18 protein-coding genes and 1 riboswitch are annotated in these 18,271 nt (G+C 55.1%); of the genes, 8 read left to right on the plus strand and 10 right to left on the minus strand.

What is annotated here, in order from left to right:
• Positions 1 to 3 precede the first annotated feature (3 nt).
• Genes cobT through bluB form a run of 4 tightly spaced genes read left to right on the plus strand, consistent with a single transcriptional unit; the run spans position 4 to position 3,095 of the window.
• Positions 4 to 1,026 (plus strand): nicotinate-nucleotide--dimethylbenzimidazole phosphoribosyltransferase, encoded by a 1,023-nt coding sequence (gene cobT / locus FIV45_RS04660; RefSeq protein WP_099471236.1) that lies wholly within the window; start codon positions 4 to 6, stop codon positions 1,024 to 1,026.
• Positions 1,019 to 1,828, plus strand: a complete 810-nt coding sequence (gene cobS, locus FIV45_RS04665; RefSeq protein WP_099471237.1) for an adenosylcobinamide-GDP ribazoletransferase — start codon at positions 1,019 to 1,021, stop codon at positions 1,826 to 1,828. Before cobT ends, cobS begins: the two co-directional genes overlap by 8 nt.
• A 2-nt stretch (positions 1,829 to 1,830) precedes the next feature.
• The gene (locus FIV45_RS04670) at positions 1,831 to 2,454 is read left to right on the plus strand and encodes a histidine phosphatase family protein (protein ID WP_099471238.1); all 624 of its coding nucleotides are present in this window, start codon (positions 1,831 to 1,833) and stop codon (positions 2,452 to 2,454) included.
• A 2-nt stretch (positions 2,455 to 2,456) separates the two neighbouring features.
• A complete protein-coding gene (bluB, locus tag FIV45_RS04675) occupies positions 2,457 to 3,095 on the plus strand; it encodes a 5,6-dimethylbenzimidazole synthase (RefSeq protein WP_099471239.1) in 639 nt (212 codons plus the stop codon).
• Between the two features lie 14 nt (positions 3,096 to 3,109).
• Here the strand turns inward: bluB and cobO are convergent, their stop codons facing one another.
• The 9 genes from cobO to FIV45_RS04720 all read right to left on the minus strand — a co-directional run bounded on the left by cobO (position 3,110) and on the right by FIV45_RS04720 (position 11,833).
• Positions 3,110 to 3,736 carry a cob(I)yrinic acid a,c-diamide adenosyltransferase gene (cobO, locus tag FIV45_RS04680; RefSeq protein WP_099471240.1) on the minus strand — a complete coding sequence of 209 codons (627 nt, stop codon included), beginning with the start codon at positions 3,734 to 3,736 and terminating at the stop codon, positions 3,110 to 3,112.
• Positions 3,733 to 4,755: a threonine-phosphate decarboxylase gene (locus tag FIV45_RS04685; protein ID WP_099471241.1), complete on the minus strand. Its 1,023-nt coding sequence runs from the start codon at positions 4,753 to 4,755 to the stop codon at positions 3,733 to 3,735. Before FIV45_RS04685 ends, cobO begins: the two co-directional genes overlap by 4 nt.
• Positions 4,752 to 5,753, minus strand: a complete 1,002-nt coding sequence (gene cbiB, locus FIV45_RS04690) for an adenosylcobinamide-phosphate synthase CbiB (RefSeq protein WP_204602017.1) — start codon at positions 5,751 to 5,753, stop codon at positions 4,752 to 4,754. Before cbiB ends, FIV45_RS04685 begins: the two co-directional genes overlap by 4 nt.
• Positions 5,750 to 6,574, minus strand: a complete 825-nt coding sequence (locus tag FIV45_RS04695; protein WP_099471242.1) for an ABC transporter ATP-binding protein — start codon at positions 6,572 to 6,574, stop codon at positions 5,750 to 5,752. Before FIV45_RS04695 ends, cbiB begins: the two co-directional genes overlap by 4 nt.
• Positions 6,571 to 7,566, minus strand: a complete 996-nt coding sequence (locus FIV45_RS04700; protein WP_099471243.1) for a FecCD family ABC transporter permease — start codon at positions 7,564 to 7,566, stop codon at positions 6,571 to 6,573. The genes FIV45_RS04695 and FIV45_RS04700 overlap by 4 nt, the downstream gene beginning before the upstream one ends.
• Complete coding sequence (locus tag FIV45_RS04705) at positions 7,563 to 8,462, minus strand: ABC transporter substrate-binding protein (RefSeq protein ID WP_099471244.1); 900 nt, start codon at positions 8,460 to 8,462, stop codon at positions 7,563 to 7,565. The genes FIV45_RS04700 and FIV45_RS04705 overlap by 4 nt, the downstream gene beginning before the upstream one ends.
• 38 nt (positions 8,463 to 8,500) lie before the next feature.
• Positions 8,501 to 10,351, minus strand: a complete 1,851-nt coding sequence (locus FIV45_RS04710) for a TonB-dependent receptor plug domain-containing protein (protein WP_133118518.1) — start codon at positions 10,349 to 10,351, stop codon at positions 8,501 to 8,503.
• Between the two features lie 152 nt (positions 10,352 to 10,503).
• Positions 10,504 to 10,684, minus strand: a riboswitch (cobalamin riboswitch).
• A 50-nt stretch (positions 10,685 to 10,734) separates the two neighbouring features.
• Positions 10,735 to 11,145 carry an LIC_13387 family protein gene (locus tag FIV45_RS04715; protein ID WP_099471246.1) on the minus strand — a complete coding sequence of 137 codons (411 nt, stop codon included), beginning with the start codon at positions 11,143 to 11,145 and terminating at the stop codon, positions 10,735 to 10,737.
• A 16-nt stretch (positions 11,146 to 11,161) separates the two neighbouring features.
• Positions 11,162 to 11,833, minus strand: a complete 672-nt coding sequence (locus FIV45_RS04720; protein WP_099471247.1) for a molybdopterin-dependent oxidoreductase — start codon at positions 11,831 to 11,833, stop codon at positions 11,162 to 11,164.
• A 369-nt stretch (positions 11,834 to 12,202) separates the two neighbouring features.
• Between FIV45_RS04720 and FIV45_RS04725 the strand changes: the two genes are divergently transcribed.
• The 4 genes from FIV45_RS04725 to FIV45_RS04740 all read left to right on the plus strand — a co-directional run bounded on the left by FIV45_RS04725 (position 12,203) and on the right by FIV45_RS04740 (position 17,717).
• Entirely contained in the window at positions 12,203 to 13,360 is a 1,158-nt protein-coding gene (locus tag FIV45_RS04725) for a phosphoserine transaminase (RefSeq protein WP_099471248.1), read from the plus strand.
• A gap of 82 nt (positions 13,361 to 13,442) precedes the next feature.
• Positions 13,443 to 15,020 (plus strand): phosphoglycerate dehydrogenase, encoded by a 1,578-nt coding sequence (serA, locus tag FIV45_RS04730; RefSeq protein ID WP_099471249.1) that lies wholly within the window; start codon positions 13,443 to 13,445, stop codon positions 15,018 to 15,020.
• A gap of 197 nt (positions 15,021 to 15,217) precedes the next feature.
• On the plus strand, positions 15,218 to 16,375 hold the full coding sequence (locus FIV45_RS04735) for an ATP phosphoribosyltransferase regulatory subunit (RefSeq protein WP_099471250.1): 1,158 nt from the start codon (positions 15,218 to 15,220) through the stop codon (positions 16,373 to 16,375).
• A 34-nt stretch (positions 16,376 to 16,409) separates the two neighbouring features.
• Positions 16,410 to 17,717 carry an adenylosuccinate synthase gene (locus FIV45_RS04740; RefSeq protein WP_099471251.1) on the plus strand — a complete coding sequence of 436 codons (1,308 nt, stop codon included), beginning with the start codon at positions 16,410 to 16,412 and terminating at the stop codon, positions 17,715 to 17,717.
• Between the two features lie 73 nt (positions 17,718 to 17,790).
• Here the strand turns inward: FIV45_RS04740 and FIV45_RS04745 are convergent, their stop codons facing one another.
• Positions 17,791 to 18,174 carry a VOC family protein gene (locus tag FIV45_RS04745; protein ID WP_099471252.1) on the minus strand — a complete coding sequence of 128 codons (384 nt, stop codon included), beginning with the start codon at positions 18,172 to 18,174 and terminating at the stop codon, positions 17,791 to 17,793.
• Positions 18,175 to 18,271: the final 97 nt, after the last annotated feature.

Here is an 18,271-nt window from a genome sequence, read left to right on the forward strand (position 1 = left end):
GACATGGCAGATCAGATAATATTCACCGCGGAGGACCTGACCCGTATGCTCATTGATTTGCCGACCTGTAACCAGACCATTGGTGATCAGGCCCGGGCGCGTCAGAACAGCCTCACCAAACCGCAGGGATCTCTCGGCCATCTGGAAGAGTTGGCGATTTGGCTGGCCAGCTGGCAGGGTCGGGACGCGCCGTCAGTCGCGGACGCCTACTGTCTGGTCTTTGCCGGAAATCATGGCATCGCCGCCAAAGGCGTTTCGGCGTATCCTGCCGAGGTGACGGCGCAGATGGTGATGAATTTTGAACAGGGCGGGGCGGCGATCAATCAGCTCTGTCGGGTGAGTGGCGCCGTGCTGAAAGTTGTGGCGCTGGAGCTTGACCGACCAACGGATGATTTGTCCCAGGGCCCGGCGATGACGGCGGAAGATTGCGCCCGTGCGCTTCAGGTCGGGCGCGATGCGGTTCCGGAAACGGCTGATATTCTATTGCTTGGAGAAATGGGAATTGGAAATTCGACCAGCGCGGCGGCCTTGTCGGCGGCCTGCTTTGGTGGAGCGGTGAAGGACTGGACCGGTCCGGGAACCGGCCTTGACCAGTCCGGGCTGGACTATAAAATCAATCTGATTGAACAGGCCATGTCCTGTCATGATAATATGTTAACATCCCCGTTTGAAATCCTGCGGCGACTTGGCGGGCGGGAACTGGCGGCAATTGCGGGGGCTGTAATCTGTGCCCGGGAACGCGGCATTCCGGTGATCCTTGACGGTTATATTTGTACGGCGGCAGCGGCGGTGCTGACAACGGGGGCGACAGCGGCGCTGGATCATTGCCAGGTCGCCCATCTCTCGCGGGAGCCGGGGCACCGGGTGTTGTCTGAAATCCTTGGGAAACGCCCGATTCTTGATCTGGACATGCGGCTCGGGGAAGCCAGTGGCGCGGCCGTGGCGCTGATGGTGCTGCAGGCGGCGGTCGCGGTTCATAACGGCATGGCGACTTTCGCCGAAGCAGGGGTAAGTGAACATGACTAGGGCATTGCAGTCGGCAGAGGTCAAAGAAATTTATCCAACTGGGCCGAAGGGCTGGCTCTGTGATCTGGCGTCGGCCTTTATTCTGCTGACCCGTATTCCGGTGCCGTTGCGTTTTCTCACGCCACTGCCGCCGGATATGACCCGCAGCCTGTGGGCCTTCCCGTTGGTGGGATTTGTCGTATCCTTTGTCGGTGCAGGCGTGTTTTTTCTCGCCATTCTGGCGCAATTACCGTCGGTGATTGCCGCCTGTCTCGGCTTTCTGGCGATGATTTTTCTGACCGGGGCGTTTCATGAAGACGGCCTTGCCGATGTGGCGGATGGTTTTGGGGGTGGTTTCGGGCGGGACAGAAAGCTTGATATCATGCGCGATAGCCGGGTGGGTACTTATGGCAGTCTTGCGGTTTTTAGCGCTCTGATCTTGCGGGTTTTCGCCGTCGGTTCCTTAAATCTGTCTTTCGCGATCATTGCGTTTCTGGTGACCGGCACCGTCAGTCGCTATGGCATTTTGTGTTTGTTGCGTTTTATGAAACCGGCACGTGAGGAAGGCACCGGCACGGCGGCAGGGGTGCCGAGCCGGGTACAAATGGTCGTCGCGGGCCTTTTCTGTCTGGCGATCAGTTTTCTGTTGCTGCCGTTAAATTATGTGTTCCCGGTGCTGTTGACGGGGCTGGGCGCTTTGGCGGTGGTCAGTTTTATCAGTCACCGCCAGATCGGCGGACATACCGGTGATGTGTTGGGCGCGGCACAGCAGGTCAGCGAGATTGCGATGCTGATTTGTATCCTATCCGTGTGGCGGAGTTGACCATGATGATCAGGGACTGGTATCTCATCCGTCATGCGCCGGTGCTCGGGGCGCAGGAAAAGCTGTATCGATCCGGGGATGAGCCGGCGGACCTGTCCCAGACCGCGGTCCTGGATCGCCTGGCGGCACAGTTGCCGGAACAGGGACAATGGGTCACCAGCCCTCTGTTGCGGGCCATTATGACGGCCAGGGCGTTAGGGGACCGCATGCCGGATACGGTCAAGATGCGGGAAGACGCGCGACTGGAAGAACAGGATTTCGGGGACTGGTTCGGGCTCAGTTTTGATGAATTGTGGCAAAAGATAAAAGATCTGCCGCCGCACAACTGGTCACTGCTGGCGGCGGAAACCACCCCGGCGGGCGGCGAGAGTTTTATGGCGGTCTGGCAAAGGGTCGGGGACTTTTTAGCCGAGCAGGAGGATGTTGAAAAAGAAACCCCTCAGATTATCATTAGCCATGCGGGCGTTATTCGCGCTATAGTCGGTCATATTTTGGACATGACGCCGGATCAGGCGCTGTCCTTCGGCTGTGACCCCCTGTCATTGACCCATCTGCAATATAGTGATCAGGCCCATGCGGGGGGGCAGTGGCGGCTTGTCGTCTTGAATCAGAATTTTGGAGAGTAATTATGGCTGGCCCTGTCTTTGATGAGGAATTCCGCGCGAAACTATTTGACCTGTCGAAATGGCGTCGGGATGTGCGGCATTTTAAATCCGATCCGGTGGATGAGCAGATTATCCTCGATTGTCTGGAAGAGGCGACCCACGCGCCTTCTGTCGGCAATTCTCAACCCTGGCGCTTTGTTTTTGTCGAGGACGCCGAAAAACGCGCCCGGCTGGCCGAATATTTTGAACAGGAAAATGAAAAGGCCCTGAAGAGTTATATCAACGAACGGGCCGAAAAATATGCCAAGCTGAAGCTGGAAGGCATTCGTCAGGCGCCGGTGCAAATTTCGGTCTTCGCCGATACGGGGACGAAGGTTGGCTATAACCTTGGTTCCCGTTCTATGCCGCAATCAAAAATTTATTCCGTGGTGGCAGCGATACAGGTGCTGTGGTTCCTGTTGCGCAGTTATGGCGTCGGCCTCGGCTGGGTCAGCATCCTGCCGCCGGACAAAATGACCGGTCTGATGGATGTGGATCCTGACTGGACCTTTGTCGGCCACCTGTGTATCGGCTATCCCAAGTTTGAGACCGATACCCCGGAGCTGGTCCAGATGAAATGGCAGGACCGGCTCGATTTCGATAAATTCATCACCCGGAGATAGGGTATAACGCCGCGTTAAAAGTCGAGACCTTGAACTGCCTTGATGCCGGCGTCAAAGGGGTGTTTGACCTTTTTCATTTCCGTGACCAGATCGGCTACTTCGATCAGGGCGTCAGGGGCGTTGCGGCCTGTGATGATCACATGGGTGTCTTTATGGCGCTTGCTAACCTGTTCGATCACGTCTTCCACCGGCAGGTAACCATTGCGCAATACGATATTGAGTTCGTCAAGCAGCACCAGTTGATAGGCCCCGCTCTGCATCATTTCACAGCTCAGGTCCCATGCGGCGCGGGCGGCTTTGATGTCCCGTTCCCGGTCCTGGGTGTTCCAGGTGAAGCCTTCACCCATGGCGCGGAGGGTCACCAGATCGTCAAAGCGCTTGAAGAACTCCTTTTCGCCTGTTTTCCAGGTGCCTTTGATATATTGTACGATACCGACATTCCAGCCGACGCCCAGTGCGCGGATTACGGTGCCGAAAGCGGCGGTGGACTTGCCCTTACCGTCGCCGGTATTGACCAGAAGCAGGCTGTGATCGGCCTTCTTCTTGGATTTGACGATTTCCCTTTGTTTAGCCTGTTGTTCCTTCATGGCCTTGGTGTGGGCGGCGTTAATGTCTTTTTCTGAAGCTGTCTGAGAACTCATAAGAGGGGATCCTGTAAAAGTGTGTTAAGCCGATCGAAGGCGGTCTCTGTTGGCGCCAGGCCAAAGCGTAAATGATCCGGCCGGTCATGAAAACGGCGGGTGTAAATTCCGGCTTGGGCCAGATGATAAAACAGTTCGGGAATGTTGTCCCCGGTGATAAAGCAGTAGAGGTCTGTCCGCCCTACAAGGCGATAGCCACTCCCCTTTAGCAGATCGCACAGGCGATCCATTTGCCGGGCCAGTGTTTTGTGGGTGGTGGTGATCCAGGCGGTGTCGGCAACCGCCGTTGTGGCGATTTCCAGGGTCAGGGTGGAAATATTCCACAAGGCAGACAGGCTGATCATGCGCTGGCAAAAGCCGGGCGAGGCATGGAGAACGCCGAGACGCAATCCGGCGAGGCCGAAGAATTTTCCTAGAGACCGCAAAACAAAAACGCCGTCGGGTAGGTCATAATTGATCAGGCTGTTTTCCGGTGTCAGATCCATGAAGGCTTCGTCAATGACCAGAATGCCATTTTTAGCCGTATAGGACAGGGCGAAAGCGTAAAGCTGCGCCGGTTCTATTGTTGCCCCGTCAGGATTGTTGGGGGTGGTGATCTGGATGATCTTTCCAGCTGGGATCATGGACAGACTTTCCGCCGTATAGGGCAGAAAATGAACCGTATGTCCCATGCGGTCCCAACTGTGGCCATGTTCCTGATAGGTTGGACCGAGCACATAGACATCACTGTGAGGAAACAAGGCGGGCAACTTTTCCAGTAAAGCCTGAGACCCTGGGCCAAACACCAGTTTTTCAGCGGTGCAGTTGAGATAGCGGGCATAGGCCTGTCGGCAACGTTCATAGTCATTATCACCCGGCAACCTGTTGCCAGCCTGATATAATCTTTCGGAGGATAATTTTTCCATCCACGGATAGCCCCAGGGGTTTATGCCAGTGGAAAGATCAACCCAGGGGGTATGGGCATCCGGATAAGTCTGTTTGATGCGGTGGAGGTCGCCGCCATGGAAACGTGGTGTCATTGGTTTAATATTCCCCAAAATGTCAAAATAAACAGGAAGATGACCAATGCCCGATAAATGACACGGATAGATTGATCAATATCAACATCAGACAGATTCTCCCGACCTTCCCCGAGCCATACACCCCGGGCGTTTTCACCGTGATAACTGCGTGGGCCGCCCAGGCGAAAGTCGAGTGCCCCGGCGAGAGCCGATTCCGGCCAGCCGGCATTAGGGGAACGATGTTGTGGGGCATAGCGTTGTGCCATATGCAGGGCCCGGGCAGGTGACGCCTTCACGGTAAAGATGGCAGCCCCGATGATGAGCAGGGCGGTGAGGCGCGCCGGGATATAATTGGCCAGATCATCAAGACGGGCGGCGGCCCAGCCAAAAGACATATATCTGTCGTTTTTATGACCAATCATACTGTCAGCGGTATTGAGCGCCTTATAAAGGATCAGGCCGGGCAGACCGGCAAGCAGGAAATAGAAGGCCGGGGCAATCACGCCGTCTGAAAAATTCTCGGCCAGGCTTTCTGTGGCGGCGCGGCTTATAGCAGGGGCGTTCATCTGTGTGGTGTCGCGTCCGACAATCATGCTGACCTGATGGCGGGCGGCATCAATGTCATGGGTGCGAAGGGGATGTTCAACGGCTCGTACGTGATCAATCAGGCTGCGGCTGGACAGGAAAATACTGGACAAGAGAACAAAGACCAGGCCGCTGATCAGGCTATGGGATGTGGCGGAAAATACCAGATGAAGAGCGTAACCGACAGCGCCGACCGTCCCGAGATAGGCGATGAGGCATAATCCTCCCATAATCCTGCGTGTTCCATCAGAGGTTGCCGGTCGATTGCCAAGACGTTCCAGCCCCATCAGCAGGCCGCCCATCCACACCACAGGGTGCGGCAGATGACGATAAAGCCACCGGGGATCACCGATGAGAAGATCAAGCAGCAGAACAAGGACCAGGGTCCAGAGATGCGGCAGGCCTGTGATATGTTCGGCAGACCAGATCACTCGTGTCTCCCTTTATGCCGTGGGGTCCCGGACCGTTTCCAGGGGACGAGGAAATGGTCTCCGTTTTCGTGCCAGCGGCTCGCCTGGATATGATAGGCCCGGTCGAGGTTTTCTTCGGTCAGGACATTTTCTGCTGTACCGTGGGCCATGATCTCGCCGTCATGCATCAGAACAAGATCATCGCAGTAGCGTTGCGCCAGGGTCAGATCATGGAGGACGATTAAAACCCCGTGGCCCGCGCGGGACAGATCGTGCAGGATGTCCATCACCTGGAGTTGGTGATAGGGGTCGAGCGAGGCGATCGGTTCATCGGCGCAGAGATATTCCGCCTGGGACACGATGGTTCGCGCCAGCATGACACAGGCGCGCTCGCCGCCGGACAAGGTGGTGGTCAGGCGATCTTTCAGGTGCAGGGTATCAGTGGTGACCATCGCCTGATGGATGATCTCACGGTCCGCCGCGGTGATTTTCTGCCAGGGATCAAGGTGTGGGATGCGACCCAGCGCAATGATATGTTCCACATCCAGCGGCCAATGCACCGGCGCGCCCTGGGCGGCGTAGGAAACCCGCTTTGCGCGTTCTTTCAAAGACCAGCCGTCAAGGGTAGCGCCATTGAGGGTGATCTCGCCCGCCTGATGGTCCGTCAACCCCAGAATGGCTTTCAGCAGTGTACTTTTCCCCGCGCCATTGGGACCGATCAGGCCGACGAGCTTGCCTTTGGGGACATTCAGCGATGCGCCGTTGAGAATCTTGCGGTCATTGAGGGTGACATGGATGTCACGGGCCTGCAGGCTGTTTGATGTCGTGGTGTCTGTGGTCATCGCATGGCTCCCCGTGTTTTATAAATGATATAGAGGAACAAGGGGGCGCCGACAAAGGCGGTGACCACACCGAGCCTGAGCTGCCCGTGACCGACCGGCATGCGGGTGATCAGGTCGGCAATGGTCAGCAGAATCGCGCCGAGCAGGGCGCTGGGGATCAGAAGCCGTCCGGGCGCATGGCCAATGAGGCTGCGCACCATATGCGGCACGACAAGCCCGACAAATCCGATGGAACCGCAGACGGATACGGCAGCCCCGACTGATATGGCGCTGCCGACAATCACCTGCAGGCGCAGACGGTTGAGATTGATGCCAAGGGTCTGGGCGGTTTCTTCCCCGAGACTGCTGGCGTTCAAACCTTGTCCAATATTGAACATCAAGGCCCACCCGAGAAGAATGAAGGGCGCGGCGAGACTGAGGTCCGTCATGGTGCGATTGTCCAGAGATCCCAGAATCCACATGATCATATCCTGCAGGGACATGGGATTGGGTGCAAAATTCATGGCCAGTGAAATGGCGGCGGTGGCGAGAGAGCTGATGCCGATCCCGGCCAGGATCAGGGTCAATACACTGCTGTCGCGGCGGGACACCACCGACAGGGTGAAGGTGGCAATTAACGCACCGCCCATGGACAGTATTTGGATCGCGAGAGGAAAGATGGAAGACAAGCCAAAATAAATGGCGGTTACTGCGCCCAAACTGGCGGTGGCTGATACTCCGATGACACCGGGGTCGGCCAGAGGATTACGCAGAAGACCTTGCAGAGCCGCCCCGGACAGACCAAGCGTCGCCCCGGCAAATATACCAAGCAAGACCCGCGGCAGACGTAATTCCAGGACGATGATTTGGACACTGTCAGAAGCCGTACCGGTCAGGGCGGCGAATATTTCTCCCGGAGTAAGGCTGGCGGCGCCAATAAACAGAGACATAAATGCAATGCAAGCCAGACCGGCCAACAGAAGGATATTCATATACAGGGGGGCTATTTTCATGGCATGTCTTTTCGCGAAGGAGCGGGCGGGAAAAATTTCTCTGTGGCGGTTTGAATATATTCAATGGCATCGACTGAAAAGATGCCATTACAGGACAGATAACGCCCCGGAATCAGAATACTGGGGATGTTGTCTATCATCTTGCTGATACGGTGGTGGCGGGAAAGACTCCAGTTAGAAACATGCAGTTTTTCCATATCAAAAAAGCTGCCAATGATCACGTCGGGCGGGTTTTGCACCAAGGCTTCCAGGGGAAGAGGCTGCCAGCCTTTCAGGCCAGCCTCCTCAGCAAAGGAGAGGAAGCCTGCTTGTTTTATCATGTCATTGACGAAAGTATTCTCCCCCGCAGTAATGCCGCCCGGCGTGATATAGGCGGCGCGCAGGCCGTGATGAGCAACGGTGAAAGCGGCGGTTTTTGCTTCGACGGCTTTCAGGCGGGTTTTATAATCCTCTATCATGTCTTCGGCCCTGCTCTGCTGATCAAGTGCCTCGGCTATGATGCGGATATTTTTATAGAGCAGTTCAGCCCCGGTACCGTAAGCTGCCGAGGCGACTTTGATAGAGGTTCGATCGAGCAGGGGCAGCATTTTGTATCCGCCCCAATAGCGTACGACCACATCGGGATTCAACCGCAGAACCTGTTCCGTATGGGCCTGAAACAGGGGCAGGCCGACGGCCTGGTCGCGATAGAAGGAATGATCCTCAATCGCATCTTCGGTGAGAGCCATAATCTGGTCTCGGTCCGCCAGAGACAACAGAAACTGGTCGGCGCAATAATCAAGCGATACGGCCTGTGGTTTTTCCGTCGCAAAAAGCCCCTGCGGCGAGAGGGCGACAAAAAATGCCGCAAGCGTCGGGAGAAGATTTCTCATCCGGTGGGCTGCGGCATTTTTCATATCATTTTCCTGATGTCAGGGGTTAACGGTGGCGGGGCTTAGAAGGTTCCTCTAAGGCCGACGTAATAGGACCGATCCGGCGTGCCGTAACCATGAACCTGCTGATATTCCTTGTCAAACAGGTTGTCGACACGACCATAGACCTCGATCTTGTCACTAATGGCATAGGCGGCTTTCAGGTCAAAGCGGGTCCAGGCTTTTGTCCCGTCCGTATAGGGATCGATTTCCTTGCCGTTATGGGTCAGGCTCAGGGCAAGCTCCAGTTCAGGCAAAGCCTGCCATTGCACTTCGGCGAAGGCGGCATTGCGTGGCACCCGCACCAGGTCTGCATCGGCGTCTAAATCCGTGGCATCGGTGAACGTGTAATTCCCCCGCAGCCGCAGACTATCCAGCAACTGCAGATCGGCGGAAAGCTCAATGCCTTGCGTTTTGACATTGGCAATATTGGCGTAACCGGCGGAGAAATCAAAATCAATCATATTGGTGATCTTCTGATTAAAGTAGGTGGCGCCAAAATGCAGACGATCCCCCATCAGGCTTTGCTCTACGCCAACTTCCCAGCCTTTTGATTCTTCCGGCAACAGATCCTTGTTAGGTTCCGTCAGGCCGCAAAAACCGCAGACATAGGTGAGCTGGAAGATGCTAGGCGCTTTAAAACCTTCACCCCAGTTGGCGAAGATTTTAGTGCCGCTGTCGGCGATGTGGTAAGCGGCGGTCAGGCGCGGCGTCGTGGTGTCGCCATAGGCGTTATGATCGTCATAGCGTAGGCCTGCGGTTACGGTCAGGCCACCCAGACCCTGCCAGCTTAATTCGGAAAAGACGCTGTCGATATTGAATTTCGTGTCTGCCAGCGTATCAACCTTGGTTTCTTCATGTTGCAGGCCGAAGGACAGGCCGAAGGCCTCATCAATTTTATAATACCCGAAATAATCCAGGTTAAGACGGTCGCCCTTGGCGTTATAGCTTTCGACGCCGTCTGTTTCGTTACGGCGTTTTGTGGTGGAATATTCGACGGAAAGGGTATTCTCGAACGCGCCGTCGAGATAATTGAAAAAACCGCGACCAGCGATGAGGAATTCTTTGGTGCTGCCGGATTTGTTGGCGTCCGCCGGGCCGAACCCGTCAAAGTCATTCTGGCTGTCCACATAGCGGCTGATGATCTGCAGGCTGTGGCTTTCACTGATCTTGCCGGTAACCTTGCCATGCACGGAGATATTGTCATAGCCATCGGCTTCGGTATTGCCGTCATTTTCGTCGGCCTTGGAAATCCCGTCAGAGGTAATGCCGCTGGCCGACAGACTGAAGTTCAGTTGTTCGGACCCGCCAACAATGTTGGCGCCGGCGCGGAACGTGTTATAGGAGCCGCCCTCGGCAAACAGGCTGCCTGCCAGGCCTTCTGCGCCGTCCTTGGTGATCACATTGACCACGCCGCCAATGGCGTCAGAGCCATAAAGGATTGACTGGGGGCCGCGCAGCACCTCAATACGATTGATGCCATTGGGATCAAGATTGGCGAAGTTAAAGCCGCCGCCGGTGGTGGAAACGTCATTGATCTGAATGCCGTCAATCAGGATCACGGTCTGATCGGAGCCGGCCCCGCGAATGCGTACGGAAGAGGTTCCGCCAAAGCTGCCGTTCTGGTTCAGGGTCAGGCCAGGCACGGACTGCAGGGCTTCCTGAACGAAGACGGTCTGGGATTTCTGGAGGTCTTCGGCGCTAAGCACGGAAATGCTGCTGCCGATGTCAGATGTCATGCGGGCATAACGGGTGGCTGAGACGACGACTTCCTCGATACCGGCGTCATCGGCCAGAGCAATTTGGGGGGCAATCAGGGGCGCACTGGCGGCAGAGGCCAGAAGTAAGGCGAAAGAAGGGGACTTGTAAAACACGTTTTTTTCCTCAAAGCCTGCATGTCGCAGGTCTTTATTGTGACTAATAAAACATGTGAGGAATAAAGAGACAATAAGGGTCAAGACACTCCGCACACAGCAACAGCGTCACCTGCGCGGAAAATCCGCTCCGTCCTATTATCCCGATAGGCGGAAAGGGCAACTTGATGGCAGGTTTCCTGACTTATGGGTTATTACACGTGATCTCCTTCCTGGGGGTCCCAGTGGACAAATGATCACGCATTCGCCAATTACAGTTGCGGGTACAGTCTCGGTCTTATCACCGTGTTCCCTATTATCCCCTTGCGGGGCACCATCTTGAGACAAGTCTATAATCCTCATGCCCCTGACTGGCAAGTGAAAAATAGATGCAGAGTTTTGATTTACTGAAAGATCATGACCGCGGCGCCGGCGAAACACAGTGTGGAGATCAGAATACCGATTAGGGGAATTTTGAACCAGTATTTCCGGGCCAGCCAAAGATAACTCAGCCCGGTGAGCAGGGGAAGGAGGGTGAACCATGAACTGCCGATGATCACTTCCATATGATTAAGCGCCAGCGGGATATAGATGCCGGCGAACAGCATGGCGCCCAGACTGTGGCTGGCGTTGAAACCGATCCAGGCCTTCCACATGGTGGTTTCACGGGTGATCCGGGGACTGCCGCCCTTCATGGCGGCCTTGATAGCCGGGTCATGGCTGTCGAATTTGGGCGTGAAGAAGGTATAGATCAGATGAAGGGCGCCCAGCAGACCGAATATGCCTGCGCCGATAATCAGAAGAATTTGCGACATTTTATAACCTCCTGTTTCATTCTTTAACCGTACGTTCAAAGAGGCGGATGGTTTTCCTGACCAGCGGGCGGTAGAGATAGCGCAGCAGCCAGCCGGGGAACCACAGGCCGCGCTCTTCGAAAGCCACCCGGGCACGGGGATGATCCATGAATTTCAAAGCAGGCGGGCGAAAGTGGGTGTTGTCGGTCCAGAATTCTATCGCCTTGATCTGCTTGATGCTTTTATAGCCGTAATGCGCCGGGGCAATCAGTCGCAGGGGCGCGCCGTGCACAGGGCAAAGCGGCTGTCCCTGCAAACTGTCAGCGAGCAGAACATCATCAGCCAGCAGGTCTTCCAACGGCAGACGGGCGCGAAAGCCATCATGACTCCTGAAAACCACATGGGTTGCACCGTCTTTCGGGGACGCTTTAGGGGCAACAATATTTTCGTAAAAATCGCGAAACCGCACACCGGACCAAGCGAGATCGAGGCTGGTCCAGGTGGTCACGCAATGAAAATCGCTGCGCTGGTCCTGACGCGCCAGGGGGACGAGGTCGTCTGCTGTGAGGGAGAAGCTATTTTCCACATCGCCATAAATTTTTATTTCCATTGGCGGGATGTCCGGACTGTAACGCGCGGCATAATCGGTGAGGCCGAAACGGGGAAAGCCGTCGATTGCGATTTGTCCGGGGGGTAATTCAGAAGACATTTCAGGTTCCTCTATAGAAAAAATATCTATCCAGTAGATATATTATTTTATCTTGAAAGGAGAATATGGCGGTTCACCAGCAATGTCAAAAAAATCCCGAAAGTGAAAATAATAATGTGGTGATTCTGGCGAGTAAGGACGCAATAACCAGCAACAAAGTTACGACGTATGTTCGTTTCGATATGAAATAAAAACGGCGCAAGATAAGAAATGCATTGGAATATTTACCCATTCCACAAGAAATTCTGTCAGCCCGGCAACATTTTATATAATCTTTGCTTGACGGATTATTTTTCCTCTCTATGTTCGGCTGCGGGCTATCCCTCCCCAACGGGGGACGTCTATTCTGCAAGGAGTAGGAGAAAAATTATGAAACCTGTACAGAAGCCAGCAAACCCGCTGTTTTCGTCGGGTCCGTGCGCCAAGCGCCCGGGCTGGACGATCGAGAATTTAAAAGACGCGCCTTTGGGCCGTTCTCATCGTGCCAAGATTGGCAAATCCAAATTAAAAGAAGCGATTGATCGCACGGCGTCCCTGCTGGGGCTGCCCGAAGGTTATCGCGTGGGCATAGTGCCCGGATCAGATACCGGCGCTGTGGAAATGGCGCTCTGGTCACTGCTCGGCGCACGCGGCGTTGACATGCTGGCCTGGGAAAGTTTCGGTTCCGGCTGGATCACCGACGTGATCAAACAGCTGAAGCTTGACGATGTCCGCAGCCTGACGGCTGATTACGGCGCACTGCCGGATCTGGGTCAGGTTGACCCGGCGCGGGATGTGGTCTTTACCTGGAACGGCACGACCTCTGGCGTGAAAGTCCCTCATGCGGACTGGATCAGTGACGATCGCGGTGGCCTGACCATTTGTGACGCCACCTCGGCCGCCTTTGCAATGGATCTTCCGTGGGACAAGTTGGATGTCACCACGTTTTCCTGGCAGAAAGTACTGGGCGGCGAAGGCGCGCATGGCGTCATTATCCTCAGCCCCCGGGCTGTGGAACGTCTTGAAAATTACACCCCCGCCTGGCCTTTGCCGAAAATTTTCCGCCTGACGAAGGCCGGAAAACTGATCGAAGGCATTTTCTCAGGGGCGACCATCAATACACCGTCGATGCTCTGTGTCGAAGACTACCTTGATGCGCTCAACTGGGCCGACAGCATTGGCGGTCTGCGGGGTTTGATCAACAGGTCCGAAGATAACCTTGCGGTGATCCGGGACTGGGTGGCGCGCACGGACTGGGTACAGTTCCTCGCCAATGATCCGGCGACGGTCTCTAATACCTCCGTCTGTCTCAAGATTGTGGCACCATGGTTCACGGCCCTTGACGGCGACGCGCAGGCGGCGGCGGCCAAGGAACTGGCGACCTTGCTGGACACGGAAGAGGCGGCCTATGATATTGGGGCCTATCGTGATGCACCGGCGGGTCTGCGGATCTGGGCCGGCTCGACGATCGAGGCGTCCGATCTCAAGGCCCTGTTGCCTTGGCTTGATTGGGCCTACGGCGAAGTCAAAAAGACAAGGGCGGCCTGAGAAGGCCCCCTTCACGTCACAGCATAATCCAGATTTTCGCAAAAGATATTTTTGCATTTGTAATTTTTGAAAGGCGCCTCACATGGTTAAGGTACTCATTTCTGACAAGTTAAGCCCGCTGGCAAAAGAAATTTTTGAAAACCGCGGCATCGAAGTTGACCAGATCGTTGGTCTCACCCCGGAACAGCTGATCGAAGCCATCCCCCGTTATGACGGCCTGGCGATCCGGTCCGCCACCAAAGTCACCGCAGACGTTCTTGCGGCGGCCAGTAATCTGAAAGTGGTGGGCCGCGCCGGGATCGGGGTTGACAATGTGGACATCAAGGCCGCGACAAATCATGGCGTTGTGGTCATGAACACACCATTCGGCAACAGCATCACAACGGCGGAACACGCCATTGCCATGATGTTCGCTGTTGCCCGGCAAATCCCGCTGGCCAATGAAAGCACCCATCAGGGTAAATGGGAAAAATCCCGCTTTATGGGGGTCGAGCTGACCTCGAAAACCCTGGGCGTGATCGGTTGCGGCAATATCGGCGCCATCGCCGCCGACCGGGCCTTGGGCCTGAAAATGAAAGTGGTTGCTTTTGATCCGTATCTGTCTGTTGAACGGGCCGAGGAACTGGGTGTTGAGAAAGTAGAACTTGACGAGCTCTTGGCCCGTGCCGACTTTATTACCCTGCATACGCCTCTGACCGACGGTACTCGCGGTATTCTGAACGCCGACGCTTTCGCCAAAATGAAAGACGGTGTGCGGATTGTCAACTGTGCCCGCGGTGGTCTGATTGATGAGGACGCGCTGTTGGCGGCATTGGATAATGGCAAGGTTGCCGGGGTTGCCCTTGATGTGTTCGCGGTTGAACCGGCCAAGGCAAGCCCTCTGTTTGGTCATGAGAAAGTCGTCGCCACCCCGCATCTGGGCGCGTCAACCTCCGAAGCGCAGGTTAATGTAGCGGTTCAGGTTGCCGAACAGATGGCCGATTATCTGTTGGACGGGGCCGTGACCAATGCGTTGAATATGCCGTCGGTTTCCGCCGAGGAATCTGTGCGTCTCGCGCCTTATATGACGCTGGCCAAACAGCTGGGCAGCTTCGCCGGCCAGTTGACCGAACATGCGCTGCAGAGCATCCAGATTGAATATCAGGGTGATGTGACTGAACTGAACACCCGGCCGCTGACGGCGATCGTAGTTGAAGGTTTGCTGCAGCCGTTGATGGATTGTGTCAATATGGTCAATGCCCTGGCGGTGGCGAAAGAACGCGACATCGACATTATTGAAACCAAACATGACGCGGAAGGCGACTATCACACCTATATCAAGGTGACGGTCACCACAGACAAGCAGGAACGTTCCGTCGCCGGAACCCTGTTCGCCGACAAACGTCCCCGGATTGTCAGCGTTAAAGACATTCTGGTTGACGCTGAATTAGCGCCGAACATGCTGTATGTCTCAAACGAAGATCTTCCGGGCTTTATCGGCGCGTTGGGCACGACTCTCGGGGACGCGGGTCTTAATATCGCGACCTTCAGTCTCGGTCGGGCCAATGCCGGTGGTGAAGCCATTGCGCTGGTCGCCATTGATGCGGCGCCAAATGACAAGACCGTTCTCGCGGTTCAAAGTCTGCCCCATGTGAAGCAGGTGCGGGCGTTGAAATTCTAAAACACGTCTCATAAGTTCTTTAAAGAGGCCTCTTCTTCGGAAGGGGCCTCTTTTTGTTCAGAGTATCTCATTTAGGGATGCCTTTTTCGTTGTCAGGGGCAAATTTATTTCCCCCTGGTGACTGGTGAATTGACTGTATAGGTGACCTGGGATATAAGCACGGCGGCGTGAGTCACAACACTGTCAATGGACGCGATATGCCCAGATCAATTAATGAACCGAACGATACAGCTCTCCTCCCGGAAGGCCTGCATGATACCCTTGCCCATACCGCTGAACATGAGGCGGAAATCGTCGAGAAATTGCGGCAATGCTTTGCCTCTCATGGCTATGAGCGGGTGGTTCCGCCCCTGATGGAGTTTGAGGAAAGTCTTCTGATCGGGCCGGGCAAGGCCCAGTCGCGCAATATGTTCCGGGTGATGGACCCGGTGACCCAGCGCATGATGGCCGTACGCACCGATATGACAGGGCAGGTGGCCCGCATTGCCCGTACCAGATTACGCAATGCGCCGCGGCCCTTGCGACTGAGCTATTCCGGCGATGTACTCAGGGTGCGGGGTACGCAACTCCGGCCTGAACGGGAATTCAAGCAGGCGGGGGTCGAGCTGATCGGCTCCGACAGCACTGAAGCCTATGTAGAAATTATTCTATTGGCGCGTAATGTGCTATCTTCTGTCGGGATTGCCAACGCCTCTATTGACTTGACCATGCCGTTACTGGTGCCGGCGATTTGCCGTGGCCTTGGCTTGTCGAAAGAGGTTTCTGCTACTGTGCGGCATGCCTTGAACGCCAAGGATATGGGCGAGTTGGAAACACTTGATGGCGAGATCGGCGAGATCAGCCGGGCGTTGCTGGCCGCGACCGGCGCGGCAGACGCCGGTATGGATATTCTCAACAAGATAAATTTGCCGACAGAGGCCCGTGAAATCTGCGGGGAAATGGATATTCTTCTGGCCCGCCTGAAAGAGGTCGCGCCGGAACTGAGTATGACGCTTGATCCTGGTGAATATACCGGATTCGAATTTCAGACCGGCATTGGGTTCTCTCTGTTTGTCAAAGGCGTGCGCGGGGAACTGGGTCGCGGTGGGCGTTATCCTGTCGAAGGTGATGACAGCCCGGAACCGGCGACCGGTTTCTCCCTCTATCTGGACAGTCTGATGCGGGCTCTGCCGGAAATGACGGCCTTGAAATATATATATTGTCCGTATGGCATGGATATGGCGGCGATTGCCGATCTGAGGGATCAGGGCTATCGTACCATCTGTGGCCTGCAGGAGGCAGAGGATGATCGGGCGGAAGCCCAGCGGCTGAAATGTCAGTATCTCTGGCAGGCCGATAATGTTATTGAGTGTTAAGGTTTTACGACCAACTTTTTGAAAGGTATTTAACGTGGCGAATGTAGTTGTCGTGGGGTCCCAATGGGGCGATGAAGGTAAAGGCAAGATCGTTGACTGGTTGTCCGAACGCGCCGATGTGGTGGTGCGGTTTCAAGGCGGCCATAATGCCGGCCATACCCTCGTCATTGACGGTAAGGTTTATAAGCTGAGCCTGCTGCCATCCGGCATCGTGCGCGGCGGAAAATACTCCGTTATTGGCAATGGCGTCGTGGTTGATCCCTGGGCCTTGTTGAAAGAAATCGATCTGTTGAAATCTCAGGGCGTCGAGGTGAATTCCGACAATCTGATGGTCGCGGAAAACTGCGCGCTGATCCTGCCGCTGCATGGTGAGCTTGACGCGATTCGTGAAGACGCCGCCAACCTCTGCACCAAGGGCGGACCGAAAATTGGCACCACCCGTCGCGGCATTGGTCCGGCCTATGAAGATAAAGTCGCGCGCCGGGCGTTACGGGCTTGTGATCTGACCTCTGACGAGGCGATTGAGGCGCGGGTTGATGTGCTGCTCGGCCATCATAATCCGCTGCGCCGTGGTCTCGGAGTTGCGGAAGTGGACCGTGAGGCGATGATCAAGCAGATCAAGGAATTGGCTCCGAAAATCATTCCCTTCCTGGGGGCAAGCTGGCGGGCGCTGGACGAGATGCGTCGTGACCGCAAGCGTATTTTGTTTGAAGGCGCCCAGGGCATCATGCTCGACATTGATCACGGAACATATCCGTTTGTTACGTCGTCCAACACCATTTCATCCCAGGCGGCCGGCGGCAGTGGCACCGGCGCCAATACTCTGGATTATGTGCTCGGGATCACCAAGGCCTACACCACCCGTGTCGGTGAAGGGCCTTTCCCGACAGAATTGTTCGATGACGTCGGTAAAGGTCTTGGCGAACGCGGTCATGAATTTGGCACGGTCACCGGCCGTAGCCGGCGCTGCGGCTATTTCGATGCAGTGATGGTGCGACAGGCAACGAAAGTCGGGGGTATTTCCGGTATTGCCCTGACCAAACTTGACGTGCTGGACGGTATGGATGAACTGAAAGTTTGTATCGGGTATAAACTGGGGGAAGAAACCCTTGATTATTTCCCGGCTTCCACAGCAGATCAGGCGCGGGTGACGCCGATCTATGAAACACTTGAAGGCTGGTCCGAGAGTACTTTTGGGGCCCGCACCTGGAAAGATCTGCCGGCAACGGCGATCAAGTACATCCGCCGGATTGAAGAATTGATTGAAACGCCGGTGGCGCTTCTGTCCACCAGCCCGGAACGGGAAGACACTATTCTGGTGCAGGACCCGTTTGAAGATTAAAGGCGTTACCTTTTCTCATAATAATAACGGCGCTCAGGGTATAGGAGCGCCGTTATTTTTTTGTGAATAATGATTAGCCCAATGGATAATGGAAGACGTTCATTTTATTGCCGTCGAGGTCGCGGAAATATCCGGCATAGAAGTTCGGTGCATATTCAGGACGGAGGCCGGCTGGTCCTTCACATGTCCCGCCTAATTCAAGCGCCATGGCGTAGATTTTGTCAACAGTGGCATTGTCGGGGGCATAAAAAGCCATCATTGATCCATTGCCAACTGTAGCTGCGTTACCATCATTTGGGGTTGTGATGCTAAAGTCGGTTTTGCCTTTACCTGTACCCCATGCGATAAAAGATTCTTCTTCCATAGTGCGGCTTGCACCAAGTTCAGCAAGTATTTTATCATAAAAATCAGCCGCTTTGGCCATATTATTCGTTCCCACCATAACGTATCCGAGCATTAATTAGTTTCCTTTGTTCTATTTTTGTTCTTTTTTAAGATACGATTTTCTGTAAATTAGTCAATTGAAATTTTACTAATCTTTAGGGGAACATAAA

Source organism: Paremcibacter congregatus (assembly GCF_006385135.1).
Classification (GTDB): Bacteria; Pseudomonadota; Alphaproteobacteria; order Sphingomonadales; family Emcibacteraceae; genus Paremcibacter; species Paremcibacter congregatus.